Annotated in this window: 17 protein-coding genes; 10 read left to right on the top strand and 7 right to left on the bottom strand. The window is 47.0% G+C overall.

Going from position 1 to position 22,341, the window contains the following annotated elements; genetic code table 11:
- Positions 1 to 222: 222 nt before the first annotated feature.
- Both J7623_RS05430 and J7623_RS05425 read right to left on the bottom strand, forming a co-directional pair.
- Entirely contained in the window at positions 223 to 660 is a 438-nt protein-coding gene (locus J7623_RS05430; protein ID WP_291918120.1) for a universal stress protein, read from the bottom strand.
- A 40-nt stretch (positions 661 to 700) separates the two neighbouring features.
- Entirely contained in the window at positions 701 to 1,276 is a 576-nt protein-coding gene (locus tag J7623_RS05425; RefSeq protein ID WP_291918118.1) for a TetR/AcrR family transcriptional regulator, read from the bottom strand.
- A 783-nt stretch (positions 1,277 to 2,059) separates the two neighbouring features.
- Here J7623_RS05425 and J7623_RS05420 point away from each other — a divergent pair.
- The 5 genes from J7623_RS05420 (at position 2,060) to J7623_RS05400 (ending at position 9,964) form a co-directional block, all read left to right on the top strand.
- Positions 2,060 to 3,853, top strand: a complete 1,794-nt coding sequence (locus tag J7623_RS05420; RefSeq protein ID WP_291918115.1) for an alpha-L-fucosidase — start codon at positions 2,060 to 2,062, stop codon at positions 3,851 to 3,853.
- A 21-nt stretch (positions 3,854 to 3,874) separates the two neighbouring features.
- A complete protein-coding gene (locus J7623_RS05415; protein ID WP_291918112.1) occupies positions 3,875 to 6,034 on the top strand; it encodes an alpha-galactosidase in 2,160 nt (719 codons plus the stop codon).
- Between the two features lie 36 nt (positions 6,035 to 6,070).
- Positions 6,071 to 7,414: an alpha-L-fucosidase gene (locus tag J7623_RS05410; protein WP_291918109.1), complete on the top strand. Its 1,344-nt coding sequence runs from the start codon at positions 6,071 to 6,073 to the stop codon at positions 7,412 to 7,414.
- Positions 7,415 to 7,561: 147 nt separating this feature from the next.
- Positions 7,562 to 9,019 carry a sulfatase gene (locus tag J7623_RS05405; RefSeq protein WP_291918105.1) on the top strand — a complete coding sequence of 486 codons (1,458 nt, stop codon included), beginning with the start codon at positions 7,562 to 7,564 and terminating at the stop codon, positions 9,017 to 9,019.
- A 342-nt stretch (positions 9,020 to 9,361) separates the two neighbouring features.
- On the top strand, positions 9,362 to 9,964 hold the full coding sequence (locus J7623_RS05400) for a response regulator transcription factor (protein WP_291918102.1): 603 nt from the start codon (positions 9,362 to 9,364) through the stop codon (positions 9,962 to 9,964).
- Positions 9,965 to 9,976: 12 nt separating this feature from the next.
- Here the strand turns inward: J7623_RS05400 and J7623_RS05395 are convergent, their stop codons facing one another.
- Positions 9,977 to 10,642, bottom strand: coding sequence for a siderophore-interacting protein (locus J7623_RS05395; protein WP_291918099.1), 666 nt, complete (start codon positions 10,640 to 10,642; stop codon positions 9,977 to 9,979).
- 101 nt (positions 10,643 to 10,743) lie between these two features.
- The gene (locus J7623_RS05390; protein ID WP_291918096.1) at positions 10,744 to 11,622 is read right to left on the bottom strand and encodes an AraC family transcriptional regulator; all 879 of its coding nucleotides are present in this window, start codon (positions 11,620 to 11,622) and stop codon (positions 10,744 to 10,746) included.
- 463 nt (positions 11,623 to 12,085) lie between these two features.
- Here J7623_RS05390 and J7623_RS05385 point away from each other — a divergent pair, with 463 nt between their 5' ends.
- The 4 genes from J7623_RS05385 to J7623_RS05370 all read left to right on the top strand — a co-directional run bounded on the left by J7623_RS05385 (position 12,086) and on the right by J7623_RS05370 (position 17,976).
- Positions 12,086 to 14,617 carry a glycoside hydrolase family 95 protein gene (locus J7623_RS05385; protein WP_291918094.1) on the top strand — a complete coding sequence of 844 codons (2,532 nt, stop codon included), beginning with the start codon at positions 12,086 to 12,088 and terminating at the stop codon, positions 14,615 to 14,617.
- Positions 14,618 to 14,670: 53 nt separating this feature from the next.
- A complete protein-coding gene (locus J7623_RS05380) occupies positions 14,671 to 16,470 on the top strand; it encodes a glycoside hydrolase family 36 protein (RefSeq protein ID WP_291918091.1) in 1,800 nt (599 codons plus the stop codon).
- Position 16,471: 1 nt separating this feature from the next.
- Positions 16,472 to 17,635 carry an alginate lyase family protein gene (locus tag J7623_RS05375; RefSeq protein ID WP_291918088.1) on the top strand — a complete coding sequence of 388 codons (1,164 nt, stop codon included), beginning with the start codon at positions 16,472 to 16,474 and terminating at the stop codon, positions 17,633 to 17,635.
- Positions 17,636 to 17,736: 101 nt separating this feature from the next.
- Entirely contained in the window at positions 17,737 to 17,976 is a 240-nt protein-coding gene (locus tag J7623_RS05370; protein ID WP_291918084.1) for a hypothetical protein, read from the top strand.
- On the opposite strand, the gene J7623_RS05365 is transcribed toward J7623_RS05370, so the two are convergent.
- Positions 17,977 to 19,275, bottom strand: a complete 1,299-nt coding sequence (locus J7623_RS05365; RefSeq protein ID WP_291918082.1) for a tetratricopeptide repeat protein — start codon at positions 19,273 to 19,275, stop codon at positions 17,977 to 17,979. It lies immediately after the preceding gene.
- 163 nt (positions 19,276 to 19,438) lie between these two features.
- Between J7623_RS05365 and J7623_RS05360 the strand changes: the two genes are divergently transcribed.
- Complete coding sequence (locus J7623_RS05360) at positions 19,439 to 20,386, top strand: FecR domain-containing protein (protein WP_291918079.1); 948 nt, start codon at positions 19,439 to 19,441, stop codon at positions 20,384 to 20,386.
- A gap of 10 nt (positions 20,387 to 20,396) precedes the next feature.
- Here J7623_RS05360 and J7623_RS05355 read toward each other — a convergent pair whose 3' ends face one another.
- Both J7623_RS05355 and uxuA read right to left on the bottom strand, forming a co-directional pair.
- Entirely contained in the window at positions 20,397 to 20,867 is a 471-nt protein-coding gene (locus J7623_RS05355; RefSeq protein ID WP_291918076.1) for a MarR family winged helix-turn-helix transcriptional regulator, read from the bottom strand.
- Positions 20,868 to 21,155: 288 nt separating this feature from the next.
- Complete coding sequence (gene uxuA, locus J7623_RS05350; protein WP_291918073.1) at positions 21,156 to 22,331, bottom strand: mannonate dehydratase; 1,176 nt, start codon at positions 22,329 to 22,331, stop codon at positions 21,156 to 21,158.
- Positions 22,332 to 22,341 lie beyond the last annotated feature (10 nt).

Raw genomic sequence — 22,341 nt, 5'->3', positions numbered from 1 at the left:
CAAAGTTAGGGTAACTTTCATTTTAATTCCTTAACCGTGCGGAGTTTAAGCGGATTTTAATCATCAGGATTAGTTTTCCTGCAGGCAACAATTCATTCTTCTATCCTGATGAATAATTGCTTTGGAGAGACGGGTGAGATAAAAAAATCCCGGCGAAATCCGCCGGGATCGGGCAACAGGTCGGACTGTTGCTATAAACTGTTGAGTGTTAATCGGAAACCGCTAGTGTTTGTCCTGGTTGTAAGGCACTACCAATACCGGGATCCTGGAATGGCGGATAATATATTCGGCGTTACTGCCCAGCAGCATATGATCCAGCCCCGTTCTGCCATGGGTGCCTACCACCAGCATAGAGGTGTTGCCTGCATGTGCCTGTTCCAGTGTTTCATGTTTCGGATTACCTGCGGAAACGAGTATCTTGATACGGTCGTTGTCCGGGTAATTTTGCCTGTAAGCTTCCAGTCTTTCTTCTACTTCCTTTATCTGTGCCGGGATGTCTGTAAATACGGGGCCCCCTTCCGGTAAACCTAATCCGATTCCAATTTCCACTACAGAAAAGAGCGTAACGGATGCATTCATCTTATCGGCCAGTGATATGCCTGTGCTGATCAGGTGTTCTGAAAAGCTGCTCAGGTCTACTGCGATCATAATGTCTGACATATGCAGTGATATTTATTTGTGAATAATTATTCATTTTTATTTATGCCTTCAGGGCATCCCAGCAAAGGTCAAAAGCGGTATTAATCCGGCTTCTGCTGAGAGGGATGCCGCTGTAATGTGTTTGCCGGATCAATTCGTTCATGGTGCCCATTACAAAGGTAAGTAGTAAGCCGCTATCCACAGATTTGACCAGCTGTTCCTGCTGTCCTCGTTTCATCAGTTCATAGAAGGGAGCGGCGAGTTGCAGCGCCTTTTCCCGGGTAGCTGCGGTGATAAAAGGGGAGTGGTAACACTGTTCGAGGAAGACGGTTTCTTCAAAATTCTGTAGCTTATATCGTAAGATGTTAAGCCAGATTTGCCGGAATCCTAATTTGAAAGGTCGGTTCGGCTGGTATCCTTTAAAAGATACCTGTACCGAATTTTCCCGGCAGGCAGCAAACAGGGCATTGATCAGCTCATCTTTACTTTTGAAATAAACGTATAACGTACCGGTGGCAATCCCGGCTTCTTTGGAAATGTCGCCCATGGTGATACCAGACAGGCCTTTCCTGGCTACCAGCTTAACTGTCGCCTGGAAAATCTGGGTTACTTTTTTATCATCTTTCAGTTTCACCATACAAATATAAGCGAATAAATATTCACTTTAGCATTTAGCTGTTAGCTTTTAGCTTTTAGTAAAATGCAGCGGATTATTTACGCAAATGATCTTCGCTGCATTTACTAGAAGCTAAAGGCTAACGGCTAACAGCTAAAAAAAAACCTTCGCAGTAGAAACTGCAAAGGCGCTATAGCTAGATGATGATTAAATCAAAAACCCATGGGTCGTTAAACCTATGGGTTCCCATTCATCAAAAAATATCCCCGTCGGCCTGGAGAAGCCAACAGGTACAGCTCAGATATTTGTTAGTTGTATGCATTTTCAGTTATCTACAACTGTAGCACTTCAAACCCAACGATGATGAAGCGTTAGCACAATATTAAGCGGATGCCCGGCAAAGAGCGTTAATTGAACCCAAACAAGAATTGAAATAACGAGTGGTAAAACAGGAAGGACTAAAAAAAAACAAACCTCTGCTGATGACATACAGCAGAGGCGCTTTAAAACATTCACATGGCACCTTGGTATTGTACCAGATGCTAATAACACATTATAGCCTGTTAATGAGCTAAATAAGTTGTTGACAAACGGGTGAAGTTATATACACAGAGACAGATATAACTTATTCTGCAATCGAAATTAGTTATTCGCCCCGGTAAAATTCGTTAACCGTTAGTTAATGGCGCGAATGCACGTTTAATTGTATCATTTTCCCTTTCCCTGATACCATTTTCCATGCATTTGCATATGCCAGTGGTTATGTATAATTTTTACCGTTGGTTTACTAAATTTCTCAGCGCTATGTTCCACCGGGTTCCATGTTTATTATTACTATGCCTGTTCCTGCACACGAAAGTCGCCGCACAGGAGATGCCCGACATGTGGAACAAAGGAGCCAGCAGCAATACGGTACACCCCGGCCTAAAATGGTTCCGGCAGGCAAAATTCGGATTGTTTATACACTGGGGACTGTATTCTAAACTGGCAGGTCGCTGGCACGACAGCGCCTACTACGGTAGCGGGGAATGGATCATGCAACGCGCCAAAGCACCGGCCGCCGAATATGCCAAAGTAGCCCAAACCTTTAATCCTATTGGCTTTGATGCCAGCGAATGGGCAGCCACCGCCAAAGAAGCCGGCATCAAATACCTTGTCATCACCGCCAAACACCACGAAGGCTTCAGCATGTTCGATTCTAAAGTTACCGACTTCGATATCGTAGATGCTTCTCCATATAAGAAGGACCCCATGCAAGCACTGGCTGCCGCCTGTAAAACACAAGGCATTCCTTTCGGGTTTTATTACTCCCAGTTCCTCGATTGGCACGAACCCAACGGTGGCGGCAACAACTGGGATTTCAACAACAAAGAGAAAGACTACCAGCAATATTATCGCACTAAATCTATCCCGCAATTAAAAGAACTGCTCACCAACTATGGTCCCCTGGGCCTCGTATGGTTTGATATGCCCGGCGGGTTAACAGTAGACCAGACCAAAGCAATGATCGATAGCCTGCGGTTGCTGCAACCCGGTTGCCTGTTCAGCAGCAGGGTAGGGCATGACCTCGGCGACTACCGCGATTTCGGCGATTCTGAAGTGCCTCCGGTACCCATTGCCGGCGCCTGGGAATCTATTTATACGCACAACGATTCCTGGGGATATATCCAACATGATCTTAACTTCAAATCACCGGAAGAAATTATTCACCTGCTATCTAATGTAGCCTCCAAAGGCGGCAACCTGATGTTGAACGTAGGCCCGGATGGCAACGGCCAATGGCCCGCCTATTCCGTTGCCTACCTGAAAGCTGTTGGCAAATGGCTGAAGATTTACGGTGAGAGCATCTATGGTACCACCTGGGGCCTCATTCCTGCACAGCCCTGGGGCGTTACTACCAGCAAGCCCGGGAAACTATTCCTGCACGTATGGAGAATGCCCGCCAACAGGCAATTACGTGTACCCGGCGTAACAGCAAAAATCAAATCAGTTAAAATACCCGGTACTTCATCTGCCCTTACCTTTAAACAACTACCGGAAGAAACCATTATCCAGTTGCCGGGAACGCTGCCGGATACACGAAATACGGTGCTGGTAGTGGAGTATAGCGGTCAGCAAGCGGACTTGTCACAACTACGTACACAAACCGTTAGCAGCCAATATCCACAGGCGGAAATACCGGCCGTATGGGCGGTGTTTAACGGTAACGCGAAAAGTAAACTGTTTACTTACTCGCATTATTTCGGCGACTGGAAACACGATAATTGCATCACCAACATGTTGCAACCGGATGATGCCGTTATATTTCCGCTCGATATACAGGACGCCGGCGATTATAAAGTAATACTCGATTATGCCTGCGAGCCGGCCAGCGCTTCCCAGCAGGGCCTCGTCACTGTTGGCGGGCAGCAATTACCTTTCCTCACGCTGACTACAGGTACCTATAACAGCCATCTGCCTATGCAGTTCATTCAACATGCTGTTGGTATTGTACATATTGATAAAGCAGGTAAACAAAACCTGACCGTTAAGCCGGTTTCTGGTAACAAAAATGAGCTATGTTGGTTGCGTAAGGTGATCTTACAGCCCGTGAAATAATTATATAAGAAAAGTATGAACATGAAAAGAACGAATCTCCTGGCAGGAATGCTGGCTTGTTTGTATGCCGGTACTTTATCGGCGCAAGTGAAGTCGCCTGCCAGCGACTGGTTAATTCAACCACAGTCGTATACGGCTGCTATTACAGAAAAAGGCAAAGACATCACATTGAGTAATGGCCTATTGAGCCGGAGTTTTCGTATAACCCCCAACGTGATATGCACCGATTACCGTAACCTGGTAAGCGGAGAGCAACTACTGCGTGCCGTAAAACCGGAAGCCCGGATCGTAGTAAACGGCCGCGATTACATGATTGGTGGTGCCAAAGGACAATCACAACAAGCCTATCTGCTACCTGCCTGGCTGGATCAGCTCCAGGCCGGCCAATCAGATTTTATGTATACAGGTCACCAGGTAACCACTATACAGCCTTACCTGAAATGGACAGCCCACGGCTGGTGCAGCAACCCCAAACAAGCCACCGGCAAAGCGCTCATCTTCTCCTACGAAGCACAGGCACCGGAAGTGAAAGGACTGCAGATAAAAGTACACTACGAAATATTTGACGGCATTCCACTGATATCCAAATGGCTGGAAATTACCAATCAAACCGGGCAGCCCGTGAAATTGAACCAGGTAGTGAATGAAATACTCGCTACCCCTGAAGAAGAATCTGCGGTAGTAGGGGCCGTGGATAAAATGCAGGTACCTCACGGCATTTACATTGAAAGTAACTACGCTTTCAACAATTCCATGAAAGCCAATCTCAGTGATCAAACCACTCACTGGAAAACAGACAGCACCTACACTTCACAGGTGAACTACGATTTTCAAACGCCCTGCCTGCTGGAAGTACATCCTAAAGTGCCGGTAGGTATTACCATGGTTGCCGGAGAACATTTTGAATCTATCCGCACCTATGAACTGCTGTTTGATAGTTATGACCGCGAACGTAACGGGCTGGCTAAACGAAAATTCTATCGCACCATTGCACCATGGACTACGGAGAATCCAATTTTCATGCACCTGGTAAGCACGGATCCTGAAAAGGTGAAGGCTATCATCGACCAATGTGCGGCAACCGGTTATGAAGGCGTGATTCTGAGCTTTGGCAGTGGATTGAATATGGAAGATACCAGCGCCACCAATATCGCCAAATTTAAAGCGCTCACAGACTACGCCCACAGCAAAAAAATATTGCTGGGAGGCTACTCCCTGTTTTCGAGCCGGCGCATCAGTGAGGAAGATGATGTGATCAGTCCTGTTACCGGTAAAACCGGCAACGCTTTCTTCGGCAACGCTCCCTGCCTGGGTAGCAAATGGGGATTGGGCTACCTGCAAAAGATCAAACATTTTATTGCCGCCACCGGCTTCGATATTTTCGAGAACGATGGACCTTATCCCGGCGATGTTTGTGCCTCTGCCACGCATCCCGGACATACCGGTGCAGATGACTCCCAATGGAAGCAGATGCAGTTGCAGAAGGCGCTTTATCACTGGTGCAATGAGAGAGGCGTGTATGTAAATGCGCCCGACTGGTATTTCCTGGATGGTACTAATAAAATAGCATTGGGCTATCGCGAAGTGAATTTCTCATTGCCAAGAGCAGAACAACTGATCCTGAACAGGCAAAATATTTTTGATGGTACCTGGGAGAAAACATCTTCTATGGGCTGGGGTTTTGTGCCACTCAGCGAATACCAGGGCGGTGGCGCTGCTGCTACGCTGGAGCCGCTGAAAGACCATCTCGATTCCTATGACCAGCTCATGGCGCAATACTACGGTGCCGGCGTACAAGCCTGCTATCGTGGTCCACGGTTATACGACACTGACGCCACCAAAGCAGTAGTGACCAACATGATCACCTGGTATAAAAAATATCGTCACATTCTGAACGCCGATATGATACACCTGCGCCGCGCCGACGGCCGCGATTGGGATGGTGTGATGCATGTTAGCCCCACATTGCCGCAAAAAGCGCTGGTGATGCTGTATAATCCAACTGCACAGCCTATTACCAGGGAATTTGTGCTGCCGATGTATTATACAGGCGCTACACAAAGTGTGCGCGTACGCGAAAAAGAAGGAGTTGCAAAAGCGTATAGCCTTGACCGTAACTACCAGGCTCATGTAAAAGTAACCATCCCTGCAGCCGGCTATACCTGGCTGGTGGCGGAATAAAAAAGTATTAAACCAAATCAGCATAATTTATCAGTTATGAAAAAACTATCACTCTGTGCCGTTGCTTTTCTCCTGTTCCTGTTGCAGGTACATGCGCAGGACAAGAAAATCCTGAACGAAACACCTGAGCAAAAAGAGCAAAGATTGGCGTGGTGGGTAAATGACCGTTTTGGTATGTTTATTCACTGGGGGCTTTACTCTATGCCTTCCCGCCACGAATGGGTAAAAAGTAATGAGCATCTTACCGATGCGGATTACCAGAAATACTTCGACCTGTACAACCCTGACCTGTATAATCCCAAAGAATGGGCACGTCAGGCCAAAGCTGCCGGGATGAAGTATGCAGTGATCACCACCAAACACCATGAAGGTTTTTGTTTGTTTGATTCAAAGTATACCGATTATAAAGCCACTAATACAGCGGCGAAGAGAGACCTGATCAAAGAATGGGTAGATGCTTTCCGGGCAGAAGGGCTGAAAGTAGGATTCTATTACTCCCTGATCGACTGGCATCATCCTGATTATACCATTGATCGCGTACATCCGCAGCGCCCTGCCGATCCAAAGGCTTACGAACAATTGAACAAAGGACGTGATATGGAAAAATACCGCGCTTACCTGAAAAATCAGCTGAAAGAATTGCTGACCAATTATGGTAAAATCGATATCCTGTGGACGGACTTTTCTTTCCCTGGCGAACACGGAAAAGATCATAACGACTGGAATTCGCTGGACCTGATTAAGATGATCCGCAAATTGCAACCCGGCATTATTGTGAACGATCGCCTCGATTTAGGAGAATATGAAGATGGTGGTGATTTTGCAACACCTGAACAGTATAAAGTATCAGAGTGGCCTACCCGCAATGGTAAGCGTATTCACTGGGAAACCTGCCAGACTTTCTCTGGTTCCTGGGGGTATTACAGGGATGAAACATCCTGGAAAGACAATAAACAATTACTGGTATTACTGATAGAAACAGTGAGCAAAGGTGGTAACCTGTTGCTGAACGTAGGACCTACTTCCCGTGGTACTTTCGATAGCCGGGCACAGGACAGGCTGAAAGGTATGGGTGCCTGGATGGAAGTAAATGGTCGTTCTATTTATGGTTGTACCGAAGCACCGGCGGAGTTTAAACGTCCGGAAAACAGCCTGCTGACCTACAATCCCACCACCAAACGTTTATACGTACACTTACTGGATTACCCGTTGCAACGTTTTGAACTGCCTGGTATGAAGGGGAAAGTGAAATATGCCCAGTTGCTGAATGATGGTTCTGAAATAAAAATGCGTGGCACTGATAAAGGTGACCTGGCGCTGGATCTGCCTGTGCGTAAGCCAGACGTAGAGATTCCGGTGATAGAGCTGGTGCTGGAATAGCGGAAAGCAAAAGCAAAAAGCAAAAAAGCTATTATAGCGGATGATTATCCGCTATAATAGCTTTTTTGCTTTTTGCTTTTTTTCAAAAAAATGTCAGGAAGATGTATAATTTTATGTGTACCATTTTTTTATTGTCAAACATCCCGGATGAAGAGAGTTTATTTTAGCCTGACTATGTGTCTGGCGGCCATATCATTCAGTTTTATCAAGCCTTTGCCGGAAGTTAAGTCACCTAATGTGGTGATCATCTTTATGGATGATATGGGGTATGGTGACCTGGAGTGCTTTGCTGGTACGCCCTGGCACACGCCTAACTTAAATCGTATGGCAGCGCAGGGGATGCGATTCACTTATTTTTATGCCGCGCAGGCAGTTTGTTCTGCTTCGCGTGCGGGGTTGCTCACGGGTTGTTATCCCAACCGGGTAGGCATCAACGGGGCATTGTGGCCTACGGCGCCAATTGCGTTGGATACGGCAGAACAGACCATTGCCACCGTATTAAAAAAACAGGGATATCGTACAGGCATGGTGGGCAAGTGGCACCTGGGCTGCAAAGAGCCATGGTTGCCTTTACAGCATGGATTTGATGAGTACCTGGGGTTGCCTTATTCCAACGACATGTGGCCGGTGCATTATGATGGTAAACCCTATGCAGACACTTCTACCAATCCCCGCCGGAAATATCCGCCCTTGCCACTGATAGAAGGAAATAAGCCGGTGAAATATATCAGGACACTGGACGATCAGGCGCAACTCACAACGCTGTATACTGACCGGGCTTGCCGTTTTATCAGGCAAAATAAGCAGCATCCGTTTTTCCTTTACCTGGCGCACAGTATGCCACATGTGCCTATTGCTGTATCAGAAAAACATAAAGGAAAGAGCAAGGATGGTTTATTTGGAGATGTGATAGAAGAAATTGACTGGTCGGTAGGACAGGTGATGAAAACGTTGGAAGAAAATGGGCTGTCAGAAAATACCCTGGTAATATTTACGAGCGATAACGGACCCTGGCTGTCTTATGGTAACCATGCAGGTAATACGGGCGGCCTGAGAGAAGGGAAGGGAACTTCCTGGGAAGGTGGATTACGGGTGCCCTGTATTATGCGGTGGCCGGGCAAGATCCCTGCTGGTACAGTGTGTAATAAAATGGCGGCTACGATTGACCTGTTGCCAACCATCGCTAATTTTTGTGGGGCAGCGTTGCCGGTACGGAAAATTGATGGGGTGGATTTGAAGTCATTATTATTTAATGATCCGGATGCAAACCCCAGAGACGAGTTGGCCGTATATTACCAGGTGAATAGCTTAGAGGCTATCCGTAAAGGCCCCTGGAAACTGGTATTGCCACACCGGAGCAGGACCTACAAATTAAATCTGCCGGGTTATGATGGATTCCCGGGAGCACAACCAGAAGTAGAGGTACCGTTGGCATTATATGATATGCGCCGCGATCCTGGTGAAACATTAGATGTACAAAAGCAATTTCCGGAGGTAGTAAAAATGCTGACGGCGATCGCAGAAAAGTACCGGAATGATTTGGGAGATGATCTTACAAATAATAAAGGAACCGGACGAAGAATGGCGGGAAAGGTACAGATGTAATATATATGTTTAAATATAATTTGTTTTAAATGAACGATGGGCCAACTTTTAAAGAGCTGATTTTTAGAGTATTATATAGGCGTTAATCCAGCAAAGATTTATAAATTACCACGTTATACTATTGTTTTATAAGTAATATAAAACAAATTGTATATTAATATTTATTGAAAAACCATATACGTATCCGATTGACTACTGCATGTAATTGTTTCAAATTTGTTACGGGTATGGAAACCGTGTCAGCTTTCCATTTATAATTTTTATCAACCATACCAGCTTCCGAGAACTTGCAGTTATCAATGGGAAATTTCATATGAATATACATAACCCAAAAGGAATATTATGAAAAGAGTGCGGCCTATAAGTCCTGGCAATTGGGGAGAAGCGCGTGGATTAGAAGTTTCCGGACTGCACAGCGAATCAACAGAAGTGTTACAACAATTAGCAAAAGATATCTGCAACCTGGTTTTTATGGATATAGAGGTACCTGGATTGACTGCGATAGAAGCCGCCAGCATAGTAAAAGCAGCATACCCTGATATAAATGTGTTGTTGCTTACCCTGAATGAAAAAGAACAGGGTTTGACACAGCTACCGGCGGTAACAAAAGGATATGAACCGGAACATGTGCCACCGGTATCCTTGTCGGAATTTATTGCACAGGTGTATGAAACGGCGCTGCAGTCGAACTTAGTGGCGGTGAATAAAGTGCTGGCGTTTTTCCGCAAGGAAAAGCAGGTCCATCAGGATCCCTATGGAATATCACCCAGGGAGAAAGAAGTTTTGCGTTGCCTGGTGAATGGAGACACGTATAAGCAAATCGCTGATACCTGTCATATCAGTGTGGGAACGGTACGCTCCCATATCATGAATATTTATCGCAAGCTTGATGTAAATTCCCGCTCCAACGCCATAGTGAAGGCAATGAAAGAACACCTGGTCTGAGTACGCAATATTTTAGCCCCAGAAACCTACTGCCTTAACTTGTCCACCTTGCTGACGCAGTGATTTACGCACCTGTACCACCATTCTTTGATTACCGGCTACATAGAAAGTAGTATCTGTTACAGGAAAATTGTGGCTATACAACCATTCGTGCAGATCCACGAAATAGTGTTCGTTATTGGAAAGTGGTTGTACCGGCATTTGCATAATCTGCCGGGTGGCCGGATTATCGAGTTGCAGGAAGCAATGGAATTGCTGGGTAGCTGCTTTGCACTGATACAGCGAGCAGAAATGGCCAGTGGCGCTGGCATCACCTATACATACCAGGTGTTGGGAGTTGGTAGGTTGATGACTACCGCCACCAGGTCCCGCATAATACACTTCCTGCCCGGGCTGCAGGTCCAGTGCCCAGTAGCTGCCAACACCATCGTGCCCGCAGTCAATCAACAAGGTAGCGGTTTGTGTGGCGGCGTCCCAATTGGCCACTGTATAGTCACGATAAGTATAAGGAGCTACTTCACATTTAAGGTGTTGCGTGCTGCGCTCAGGCAGTAATTGAGGCAATTGGAGTTCTACCTGCATCAGGAAATTACCGATACGACGTACGTGATTAACGGACGCAGTTTTCCCTATGCGCGACATCAGTAAACTGGTCGCCCTGTCTTTAATTGAAGGCATGTAAAGTTTATTTTTTTGGGTTATAATTGATCTGCCATCCGGCAGGCTATAGGTAAATATTTAATGCAAAACTAGCGGACGGGCTATTATCCGTTATTATACTATTCCGGGGTATAATTATACATTTCCCGGCTGGCAATACGAAATGCTACTGGTGTTTGTCCGGTGTGTTGCTTGAAAAACCGGTTGAAATACGTCACCTCGTTGAAGTGCAGGTGCCAGGCAATTTCTTTAATGCCCTGGGTAGAATGCAGCAACATACGTTTGGCTTCCAGGATACGCCGGGCGGCCAGTAATGCGGATGCGGTTTGCCCTGTTTCCTGTTTCACTACCTCATTTAAATGATCCGTTGTTACATGCAGGGCCCGTGCATAATCGCCGGAGCTGCTCCAGCTCAGCACATGCGTTTCCATCAGCTCCTGGTACCGGGTCAGTAATTCAGGTTGTAAAGACCTCACCGTATTGTTTTCCGGCAGGTAGCGCATAAAAAGGGTCAGCAATAATGCCACGTAATGTTGCAACACTGGCTGCAATAATGCTTTGCGTTGAGTGTACTCCCGGTATAACTGTTCACAGAGATGCCATATTTCTTTGAAACTTTCCGCATCAGGTGTTACCGGGTTTTCCATACAAATGGGCAACGAAGGCATTCCTGCCGGTAAAAAATCAGGCATAAAGGAAATGAGATACACATCATCTGCACTCCTGGCCCAATCCGTAGGCATATGCACCTGCCATGGCGACAATAAGAACATACTGTAAGGAGGCATGTCTATGTGCCGGAAATCTACCATATGCACACCGGGCTTTGCACCAGAAATACCCAGTGTATAAAACTCATGCCGGTGAGCCTCAATGTGACCGGAATGTGGCCCAATACCACCTCTTATGCCGTAACGTACGTCCAGCTTCAATCCTGGCTCCACTAATAACTCATCAAGACTATGCCAGGGAATGCCGCATGTTTTATCTCTTTTCATAAGTCCAAATTAAGGGGATCTGCTTTATCCCCGACACCTATCTTAACAGACGATCCGGATTCATAATTATTGTATGCTGCTGCCTGAAAAAGATATCTGAAATAGGTAAAATTGCATACATTTAACTACAATCGATTGCATAAATTCGGATTTTATTGGCATAATGTATCAACCAATAGGAATAGAATATTGCTATAGCATTGACTTATAGATCTGGAAATATATTGCAAACGTTTGCTGTTAAACAGTTTAAATTCCATGAAAAGAAATAGCATCTCTTATAAAAAGACAGTCATTCCACGGACAAAGCAAGGCGAACAACAGGATATCGCTTTCCGGTTATGAAAAAACAGTAGAACATGTTGATCAGAAAAATAACCACCACAACAGGCTATTCCATCAACAGGGGTAATAAACCGTCACAGGCAAAGAACTGGAAACTCAATTAAAAAATAATGCATTCATGATAAAGTATCTGTTAGCATCCGTATCCGCTGTAATACTATTTACCCATATTAGCTATGCGGCCTCACCTGCTGATTCATTGCTGAAGCTCTGGTACCGGCAGCCCGCACAACAGTGGGTAGAAGCCCTGCCCGTGGGCAACGGCCGCATCGGCGCCATGGTATTTGGTGGTGTACAGCAGGAAGAGCTGCAACTGAACGAAGCCTATCTCTGGTCCGGCGTTCCCCGTGATGGCAATAATCCATTGGCCAAAGAAACACTGCCGCAAATACGCAAGCTGCTGTTCGAAGAAAAGTACGCGGAAGCGCATGTGCTGGCGAAAAAGATGATGGGCACCTACAGCGCCCGCTATCTTACCCTCGGCAGCCTGTTGATAGACAACGATATTCCGCAGAATGCCACGCAATATAAACGTGAACTGGATCTGAACAACGGCATTGCCCGCGTAAGATACACAGCTAACGGTGTAGACTATACGAGAGAAGTATTTGCCAGCTATCCGCAACAATTACTGGTAGTGCGCTATACCGCCAGCAAAGCCGCGCAACTGCATTTTAGCACCCGTTTCGCTAACGCCATGCCACATACCAACGAAGTAGTGAATAACCACTACCTCGTGATGAAGGGCCGGTGCCCGGAATACGTTGCCGCCAGGCCTTATGAAGCAAACCAGGTAGTATATGGTGATAAAGGCATCAATTACGAAGTACACCTGGATGCCCGTGTAAACGGCGGACAAGTCACCACAGATACCGCCGGTGTACATGTGAAAGGTGCTACAGAAGCCTTGTTGCTACTATCAGTAGGCACCAGCTTTAAAGATGGACAACCTAATGGAAAAGATCCACACTCTGCTGCCGTTGCTCCATTGTTACACACCGGTAATTATGCCACGTTATTGCGTGATCACCTAAATGACTATACGAAATTGTTTAACCGCGTATCTCTCTACCTGGGTGTAGATGGAGATGCCGGCTTGCCGACAGATGAGCGCCTCAAGGTTTACACGGAGCATGGTGGTAACCGGGATCCGCAGTTAACCACTCTGCTTTATCAATACGGCCGCTACCTGATGATATCGGGTTCCCGTAAAGGCGGACCAGCCATGAACCTACAGGGATTATGGAACAAGGAAATGCAACCGCCATGGGGTTCTAACTATACCATCAACATCAATACAGAGATGAACTACTGGCCGTCGGAGTCCGCCAACCTGTCGGATTGTGGTACACCGCTGTTTGAATTCATTCACCGCCTGTCGGAAAAAGGGCGTGTAACCGCCACCGTTAATTACGGCGCCAAAGGCTGGACTGCCCACCATAATTCGGATATCTGGAACATGACCAATCCTGCCGGAGGCTTTGATTTTAAAGATCCCAACGGCAAACCTACCTGGGCCATCTGGCCAATGGGCGGGGCCTGGCTCACCCGTCACCTGTGGGAGCATTACCTGTATACAGGGGATAAAAAAGCCCTGCAACAAATGTATCCCGACCTGAAAGGGGCTGCTGAATTTATGCTGGACTGGCTCATCAAAAATGAAGCGGGGCAATGGGTGACCAATCCTTCTACTTCCCCGGAAAATGATTTTCGTATTGATGGTAAACGTACCGGCAGCGTGAGCATCGCTACCACTATGGACTTGTCCATTATCCATGACCTGTTTAACAATACCATACAGGCCGCTACCGTGTTACAGCTGGATGCGCCGCTGGTAGCACGTTTACGGAAGACCATGGAAGATATTTATCCTTTCCATACCGGGCAATACGGACAGCTGCAGGAGTGGTATAAAGACTGGGATGATCCGGAAGATACACACCGCCACGTATCACATTTATACGGGTTGTTCCCGGGTAGTTTCATTTCGCCCAGGAGAGACACTGTTCTCGCGGCAGCGGCTACACGTAGTTTGCTGTTGCGCGGTGATGGTGGTACCGGCTGGTCTAAATCGTGGAAAATTAACTGGTGGGCGCGCCTCGAAGATGGCAATCACGCATATACGATGCTGAATAAACAATTGTTCCTCGCCGGTGGTCAATCGGTAAGTGTAGCCAATAATAGTAGCGGAGGTTCTTATCCCAACCTGTTTGACGCACACCCGCCGTTCCAGATAGACGGGAACTTCGGTGTTACTTCCGGGATTACCGAAATGCTGCTACAGAGCCATGATGGCGTATTATACCTATTGCCGGCGTTGCCGGACGCCTGGCCTTCCGGAAGCGTAAAAGGACTGAAGGCAAGAGGAGGTTTTGAAGTAGATATAGAATGGCAGAACGGACAGCTGACGCATGCGGTGGTCAGATCCTCCTTAGGTGGAAACTGCCGTATTCGTACACGCGTTGCCGTGAAGGTAAATGGTAAGGCCGTAAAAATAGCAACTGGCACCAATCCCAATATGTTCTACCAGTTACAGACACCCGGTAAAACAGTGGTAAAAGATCCAACAAAATTGCCGGTGTTGCAGCTGGGAAAAGTATTTGAGTATGATGTTCCCACTGCAGCCGGCAAAACTTATCATATTCAATGAATACCAGGAGCCAATGTGTAGCGTATATTTGAAGACGTTAAATAATTTCCACGATGAAAAAGTACACCCTGTTTTTACTGTGTTGTTTACTGGGCGGCGCTATCGCCGCCAGCGCCGGTGATCCCGAACAATTTGCCCAGGCACTGAAAAATAGCACGCCGGTAGCCTATACCGCCGACGGCAGCCCGGCCCCGGCATTTATAAAAGTAATTCGTAGCTGGAAAGATGAACTGTGCGAAGTACGTGTTGTCAATACCGGTAGTACAGCGGTTCGTTTGAAAGAAGTGGTAACCGGCACGGTAGGAAAGGTATTACCTGCCACCACCCCTTTTTATGCGGAAGGTTTCCAGATGCTCACGCAAACTGCTGGCACGCTGGCCAAGCCGGAAACATTGGGTAACTATACAGATGCCGGGCACTATAAAATACCGCAACCCGCCGGCTACCTGGCGGTGTATAACCTGCTGCGGCTTTATCCGGCAGGCGACGTACAGTTGTTGCTGGGCTATACTTCCAGCCAACGATTTGTAGGAAAGTTTTATTTATCTGCCGATACTATTAAAGTGGTAACAGATCTCGAAAACCTGGAGCTGGCGCCGGGCGAGGCTTTCCAGTTGGAAGAGCTGATGCTGGCCACCGGGAAAGATGGCAATCAATTACTGGATCGTTTCGCAGATCGTATTCATCATTTCCATCCCCGCCTGGAGTTTAAGCAACCACCCACCGGCTGGTGTTCCTGGTATTGCTTTGGCCCTAAAGTAACGGCGCAGAATATTTATGATAACCTGGATTATATCAAAGACCACATTCCTGCATTAAAGTATATACAGATAGATGATGGGTATCAACCCCATATGGGCGACTGGCTGGAAGTAGGGAACTCATTTGGAGGAAACGTACAACAGGTATTACGCAGTATCCGTGACAAAGGATTTGAGCCGGCTATTTGGGTGGCGCCGTTTATTTGTGACAGTAACTCCATCATTTATAAAAATCATAAGGACTGGCTGGTGAAAGACGCCACCGGCGCACCACTGCGCAGCGACCTCGTTACATTTGGTGGCTGGCGTTTGAAACCCTGGTATGCGCTGGATGGTACCCACCCCGCGGTGCAACAGCACCTGGAGCAGTTATTCCGTACCATGCGCAATGAATGGGGCGTTACTTATTTTAAACTGGATGCCAATTTCTGGGGAGCTATTCACGGTGGCTATTTTTATGATAAGAAAGCTACCCGCGTAGAAGCGTATCGTCGTGGTATGGAAGCGATTATCCGTGGCAGTAAAGACGCCTTTTTGCTGGGTTGTAATCATCCGCTGTGGCCTTCTTTGGGCCTGGTGCATGGCAGCCGTAGTTCTATGGATATTAAGCGTAGCTGGAGTGTGTTTGAGCGCTCCGGGCGTGAAAATTTATATCGTGCCTGGCAGAACGGCCGCCTGTGGTGGAATGATCCGGACTGTTTGGTACTTACCGGCAATATGCCTGACAACGAGTTTAATTTCCATGCGGCGCTGTTATACGCTACCGGCGGGATGTTGCTCAGTGGAGATGACCTGACGAAGATATCACCCGAACGGCTAAACGTTTTGCGTAAGGCAGTACCACCAACAGCGCGCGCAGCCGCTTTTGATAATATAAATTTTGAAGCAGGCAGGGTCACTGCTGCCAGCGGTGAACAGTTGATTTTGCTTAACTGGCAGTCATCTCCCAAAACAATATCCGTAAAACTGGATAAAACCTATGAGGTGGCGGATTACTGGACAGGTAAGGTATTGGGACGTTTTAAAGGCCAGTTCTCACTGCAGCTACGCGGACATGACGGGAGGGTTTTGTCATTAACACCAAAGCAATAACATGTGTAAACGTATTGGTTTACTGGCACTGCTCTGCTGCATGATGTATGTAGTACATGCACAATCACCTTTCCTGCAGCAGTTGATCAAAGATACACGGCGCGACATTGCGAAACGCGCCAACTGGGCTTTGCAGCAGGAGCCGCAAACTATTACGGCGTTTCATTGTGATAGGAGCGCCGGTGGTATACACGATTTTTATTCTGAAGGCGACTACTGGTGGCCGGATCCGGCGCATCCGGATAGTCCTTATATTCAGCGCGACGGGCAATCTAACCCGGATAACTTCGTGGCACACCGGCAGGTGATGATCCGGCTGAGTCGTGTGATGGGAGCGCTGGCAGCGGGATACGTGGCTACCCGCGACCGTATTTATTTACAGCATGCTTTGTTGCATGCAAAGGCCTGGTTTGAAGAAGAAGCAACCCGTATGAACCCGTCGCTGTTGTATGCGCAGGCTATAAAAGGCCGGGCAACGGGCCGTGGAATTGGTATTATTGATACCATTCACCTGATGGAAGTAGTACAGGCACTGCGTATCATGGAAAAGGCGGGCGCTATTCCGCCGGCAGATCTGGCGGCATTTAAGCAGTGGTTTAGCACTTACCTGCAATGGCTTACCACACATCCTTACGGCAAGGACGAAATGAATGCGGCCAATAATCATGGCACCTGTTGGGTGATGCAGGTAGCGGCATTTGCCCGTTTTGTGGAAGATAAAACAATACTGGATTTTTGCGCGGATCGTTATAAGACCGTGTTGCTGCCTTCGCAAATGGCCGATGACGGCAGCTTTCCAAGAGAATTAAAACGTACTAAACCATACGGCTACTCGCTGTTTAACCTGGATGCGATGAGTACGTTGTGCCAGTTGCTGAGTACGAAAGACAATAACCTGTGGCAGTACACCACGGAAAATGGACGTAGTATCAGCAAAGGCATTGCGTTCCTGTCTCCCTATGTAAAAAACAAAAATAACTGGCCCTATGCCCATGACGTGATGTACTGGAATAACTGGCCGGTGGCCCAGCCTTTCCTGCTTTTTGGTGCGGCCGCTTTACAGCATATGGATTATTATCGTTTATGGCGCTCACTGGACGCAGATCCTACCAACGAAGAAGTACTACGGAACCTGCCGGTTAGAAACCCAGCCATCTGGTTTTGAGAGGATTAGAATTTACAATTTATTAAGATTCGGATGGTTATTTTTATTAATATAATTGATTAACTTTAGGGGACTATACACTATGTTTAAACTTTAGAGATATGAGTTGGATGGACGACTTGTATGTAATTTACCAGAAACTGGATGCCACCGGTTGTGAAGAGGTAAAACATAACATTTTAAAAGCCCAGATTGCCGGCTGTAGTAATAAGGGCGAAATTTACTTCCTGGTATTACAACAATTGATACGTATTAAAACAGATAAGGCGCCTGTGTATGAATTGATTAAAGGAGAAGTGGAAAGCATTATTCATTGTAGTAAAGGACAATACCTGAATTAGTTATTTTAATTCTTCTATCAGTTTCTGCACTTTCGGATAATTGGGGGCTCCGGGTGGAATTTTTAATAACCACTCCCGGCACTGCTGTTTGCGCCCTTCTTTCAGATAACTTAACGCCAGGTAAAAGCTGGCTTCATTGCGCAGCTCGTTGCTGTTGTTATATACAGCAAGCAGGTCTTTGCGTGCATCTTCCAGCCGGTTCTGATCAATTAAAGCCACACCGCGGTAATAGCGGGCGTACAGGTTGCCCGGATTGGTGGTCAGCGTATGATCCAGCAATACAACGGCTTCGTTGAAATGGCCCCGGTTAAATTGTTTAATCGCTTCTTCGGGCACACGAACACTATCGATATCCGGTATCTGCATTTCTGTAGAGGCGAATTGCCGGTAGATATTTTTTCTCCACGGGCTTATATACAGTAAAATGGCCATCCCTGCGGCAATCAGCGCGGTAAGAATTACGTAATTGCGGATAGGAGTGGTGTAATTATCTTTTAGGGTATACCACGCATTGCGATGTGTAAACAATAAATGCTGCAGTTCATCCCGGTTGGTATCAATGCATATTTTTTGAGCGAGCAGTTGTCGTATTGCATCAAATCTTTTTACCTGCTGGTTCAGTACCGCCTCTGTTTGCAGCCGGCTGGTAAAGGCTTTGCGATCTGCTTCATTCATTTGTCCGCTCAGGAAACGATCGGTATCCAGCAGGTCATTTTCCGACAGGCTGTTGGCTTTTAATTTGGTGTCGATATCTCTGAACAGGCTGCGGTAGCAGGCTGCTCTGTGTTCCGGTAAATCACCAACGGGAATATGTGTTTCGGCGGCAATGTCTTCCTGCAGGCATCCTTCGGTGAGAGACCACCGGAGTAGTTCTTTACACTCGTCTGATAAGGCGAGGTAGTAGTGATACGCCATTCTTCTTTTTTCTCCTTCTTTCAGCACATCTTCCACATCCTGTATATCATCGCGGCTCATGGTAGAGAGTTCTTCGGCTTCCAGTCCGGGGATGCGTTGTCCGCGTCTTTCCAGTTCCTGTTCCCAGATACGTTTGCAGAGGAGTTGAAGAAAGGGTTCGAAGTCGGTTACTTTGAGCGGGTGACGTCTGGCGAAGTAATAGATATCCATCAGGGCCTCTTCAAAGATATGTGCGGCATCTTTTACGTGGCCGCTTTTCTGGAGGATAAACCGCTTTTCCTTGGAGGCAAACCGCTGGTAGATACTTTCTATTACTGCTGGTTTATGGTGAAGCAATCCCTCAATATATTCCTGGTCGTTATGAATTAAAGGTTCAGGTGACATACATATCGTTTTTGCCTTGTTCGTCTTTACTAAAATATTAAACCTTGCGCAAGTGACCTAATTATTTATTCTGTATACAAATGCAGTGCCTATGCGGTGAAATTTGTGAGGAAGTTAAGTATCTTGCCGGATGTACCAGCTATAGCGATAGTATCCATTTAACATGTATCAACCGCCGTCCGATGTCAGTGACCTGATATCACGATATATACAATCTCCGCAAGATCCGTTTTTACAGGAGCAGGTGGCTGCGTTGGCAGCGGCCGGACCTGAACAGGCAGCCTATGTGGAAGGCCGGTTAACCGCGTGGTTAAAGGATGGGGCACCTGTGCCGGTAGCTAACGTAGAGCGGATGGTACCTGTTGTAAAGGAGCCGCCGCGTCGTAGGTGGCCGCTTAAATGGGTAGCACTTATTATTGCCGGGGTACTGTGTGCAGGTGGCATTATTTTTTATTGGTGGCAACCGACATCCCGGATGTTGCAATATGTCAATCACACAAATGGGATTGACACCCTTCAGTTGGCGAAGAGCAGCCGGGCTATTACCAAGAGAGAAACTACTATGGCCTATGCCGCAAAATTCGATATAACGCCGGAGCTGCAGGTACTTAACGGTGACGCCTATTTCGAAATTCACCAGCCGGAACGTATCCGGATGCTATTGGATGAGCACACTGTTTTATATACCGCCAACGCGGTATTTGGTGTGCATAAAACAGCCACGTCGTTCCAGGTACTGGTAGTAAAGGGAAAGGTAACGCTGGTACCGGATAAGGGCAAGAAAGTGCAGTTAACGGCCAACATGCAGGCAAAGCGGGAGTTGCATCACGCATTGCAAAAGAAAACGGTGAAAAGTCTGTCGCAACTGGCGTGGAAGACCGGGCTGCTGAAGTTTCACAATATTCCTTTAGAAGAGGTGCTGGAGGCGGTAAATAGTTATTACAGCCTGGAAATACTGGTGCCACCGTCTGCGGATAACCTGTATAAACGTCGGCTCACGGCAGATTTCGAACACCGGTCGGCAGATGAAATCCTGGAGATGTTGCGTAAAATGCTGCGTGTGCCGATCGTAAAAGACAGCGCTAACCGTTACTATGTTAGTATGAAATAGCGGTAAAGGATTAGTCTATTTTTAAGCCTGCATTTAATTTTTTCAGGATGGTTTTCAATTCCGCCACGCCATCTACGCCAATAATTTCTTCGTATAAAGCCTGTATTTCGTCAACCCCGTCATACACGTCGATCATAAATTCTTTTCCTTTTTCTGTGAGGAAAATGATGCTGGCGCGGTTGTCTGTATCATGTTTACGGGTACCGATATAGTTTCCTGCCACCAGGTTTTTTACCACTTTACTCATGGCTTGTTTGCTGATACGTGCTTTTCTGGCGAGGTCATTGTTGATGGTGCCTTGTGGATCGATATGCACGAGCAGCGACATATCGCCCAGTTTAAAACTCTGGTAGCCCCGTTGCTGAATTCTGTTGGTAATGCGCGTGTCGATATCTTTTTTGAAGAGGTTGATCAGTCGGGCAAGGCTATCTGGTCTTTTGGCCAGGCATGCCTCATATCTCGCATCAATAGTTGCGTTCATCGTATTGTAGGTTTGGTAAAGTGTACAGTTGATAAAATGTTATCCTGATGCAATGCTACAAAAAAGCATTGATTTTTCGTGATTATAAAACGTGTTATAAAAAGAAAGACCCACCAGCAAGGTGGGTCCTTAATATTTTAATGGGTCAGTGTGATTTGTACGCGTAATCAGCCATTACGGTATGTGTTCAAATACGCTTTCTGACCTGGTGTAGCATCTCAGTCCGACGATGGTATTGCTTATCCCCACCTTTACTCTTTGTGCAGACCTGATACTGGTAGACGTCAGTCAATCAGAGCCTAAAGCCCCCGCGATGCCCATTTCCAGGCCACGAAGCTCTGCCAGGCCGCGTAAACGGCCAATGGCGCTGTAGCCAGGATTGGTTTTTTTATGGAGGTCATCCAGCATCTGGTGTCCATGATCCGGGCGCATTGGAATAGATACGTTGCGGCGTTTCATGGTGATGAGGATGTTTTTTACTACGGCAAACATATCTACGTCACCTTCCAGGTGGTTGGCTTCGTGGAAGTTGCCCAACGCATCCCGCTGTGTGCTGCGCAGGTGGATAAAGTGGATATGATCGCCGAGGCGCTCTATCATACCGGGTAAGTCGTTGTCGGCCCGTACGCCATAGGAGCCGGTGCAGAAGCAAAGGCCGTTGGCTGCATAAGGAGCGGCAATGAGCAGTTCCCGGGCATCCTGTTCGGTGCTCACAATACGTGGCAGTCCAAAAATCGGGAAGGGAGGATCATCCGGATGAATGGCCAGTTTTACACCCGCTTCATCTGCTACCGGCGCTATTTGCTGTAAGAAATAGAACAGGTGTAGTTTTAGTTGGGTGGCATCAATGCCTTTGTATTTGTCGAGGGCTTCCTGGAACTGTTGCAGTGTAAAGCTTTCTTCAGATCCGGGAAGGCCGGCAATAATATTTTTCTGTAACAGGGCGCGTGCCTCATTACTCATGCTGTCGAAATGTTCTTTCGCGCGGGCAATGTCTTCGTCGCTGTAATCTTTAGCTGCATCTGGTCTTTGCAGCATGAACAAATCAAATGCAATGAAAGCGGCTTTTTCAAAGCGCAGTGCTTTGGAGCCGTCTTCCACGGTATAGGAAAGATCGGTGCGGGTCCAGTCCAGTACCGGCATAAAGTTGTACGTCACCGTACGAATATCGCAGGCTGCCAGGTTACGCAGGGTTTGCTGGTAGTTGTTGATATATTCTCTGAAATTCCCTCGTTGTGTTTTAATATCTTCATGCACCGGCGCACTTTCTACCACTGACCAGGTAAGACCTGCCGCTTCGATGATGGCCTTTCGCTTTAATATCTCTTCTCTCGTCCATACCGCGCCATTAGGTACATGGTGCAATGCTGTTACGATGCCGGTAGCGCCAGCCTGTTTTATATCAGACAAGCTAACCGGATCATTGGGCCCGTACCATCGCCATGTCTGTTCCATTCTCAGCATAATGCAAATA

The sequence above is a fragment of the Chitinophaga sp. genome, from assembly GCF_017745275.1.
Classification (GTDB): domain Bacteria; phylum Bacteroidota; class Bacteroidia; order Chitinophagales; family Chitinophagaceae; genus Chitinophaga.
This window is presented reverse-complemented; position numbering and strand designations above follow the sequence as displayed.

Bases quoted from the DNA above. Each gene is read 5' to 3' on its own strand.
- J7623_RS05430 (WP_291918120.1), bottom strand. From the start codon at position 660: ATGTCAGACATTATGATCGCAGTAGACCTGAGCAGCTTTTCAGAACAC.
- J7623_RS05425 (WP_291918118.1), bottom strand. From the start codon at position 1,276: ATGGTGAAACTGAAAGATGATAAAAAAGTAACCCAGATTTTCCAGGCG.
- J7623_RS05420 (WP_291918115.1), top strand. From the start codon at position 2,060: ATGTTCCACCGGGTTCCATGTTTATTATTACTATGCCTGTTCCTGCAC.
- J7623_RS05415 (WP_291918112.1), top strand. From the start codon at position 3,875: ATGAAAAGAACGAATCTCCTGGCAGGAATGCTGGCTTGTTTGTATGCC.
- J7623_RS05410 (WP_291918109.1), top strand. From the start codon at position 6,071: ATGAAAAAACTATCACTCTGTGCCGTTGCTTTTCTCCTGTTCCTGTTG.
- J7623_RS05405 (WP_291918105.1), top strand. From the start codon at position 7,562: ATGAAGAGAGTTTATTTTAGCCTGACTATGTGTCTGGCGGCCATATCA.
- J7623_RS05400 (WP_291918102.1), top strand. From the start codon at position 9,362: ATGAAAAGAGTGCGGCCTATAAGTCCTGGCAATTGGGGAGAAGCGCGT.
- J7623_RS05395 (WP_291918099.1), bottom strand. From the start codon at position 10,642: ATGCCTTCAATTAAAGACAGGGCGACCAGTTTACTGATGTCGCGCATA.
- J7623_RS05390 (WP_291918096.1), bottom strand. From the start codon at position 11,622: ATGAAAAGAGATAAAACATGCGGCATTCCCTGGCATAGTCTTGATGAG.
- J7623_RS05385 (WP_291918094.1), top strand. From the start codon at position 12,086: ATGATAAAGTATCTGTTAGCATCCGTATCCGCTGTAATACTATTTACC.
- J7623_RS05380 (WP_291918091.1), top strand. From the start codon at position 14,671: ATGAAAAAGTACACCCTGTTTTTACTGTGTTGTTTACTGGGCGGCGCT.
- J7623_RS05375 (WP_291918088.1), top strand. From the start codon at position 16,472: ATGTGTAAACGTATTGGTTTACTGGCACTGCTCTGCTGCATGATGTAT.
- J7623_RS05370 (WP_291918084.1), top strand. From the start codon at position 17,737: ATGAGTTGGATGGACGACTTGTATGTAATTTACCAGAAACTGGATGCC.
- J7623_RS05365 (WP_291918082.1), bottom strand. From the start codon at position 19,275: ATGTCACCTGAACCTTTAATTCATAACGACCAGGAATATATTGAGGGA.
- J7623_RS05360 (WP_291918079.1), top strand. From the start codon at position 19,439: ATGTATCAACCGCCGTCCGATGTCAGTGACCTGATATCACGATATATA.
- J7623_RS05355 (WP_291918076.1), bottom strand. From the start codon at position 20,867: ATGAACGCAACTATTGATGCGAGATATGAGGCATGCCTGGCCAAAAGA.
- uxuA (WP_291918073.1), bottom strand. From the start codon at position 22,331: ATGCTGAGAATGGAACAGACATGGCGATGGTACGGGCCCAATGATCCG.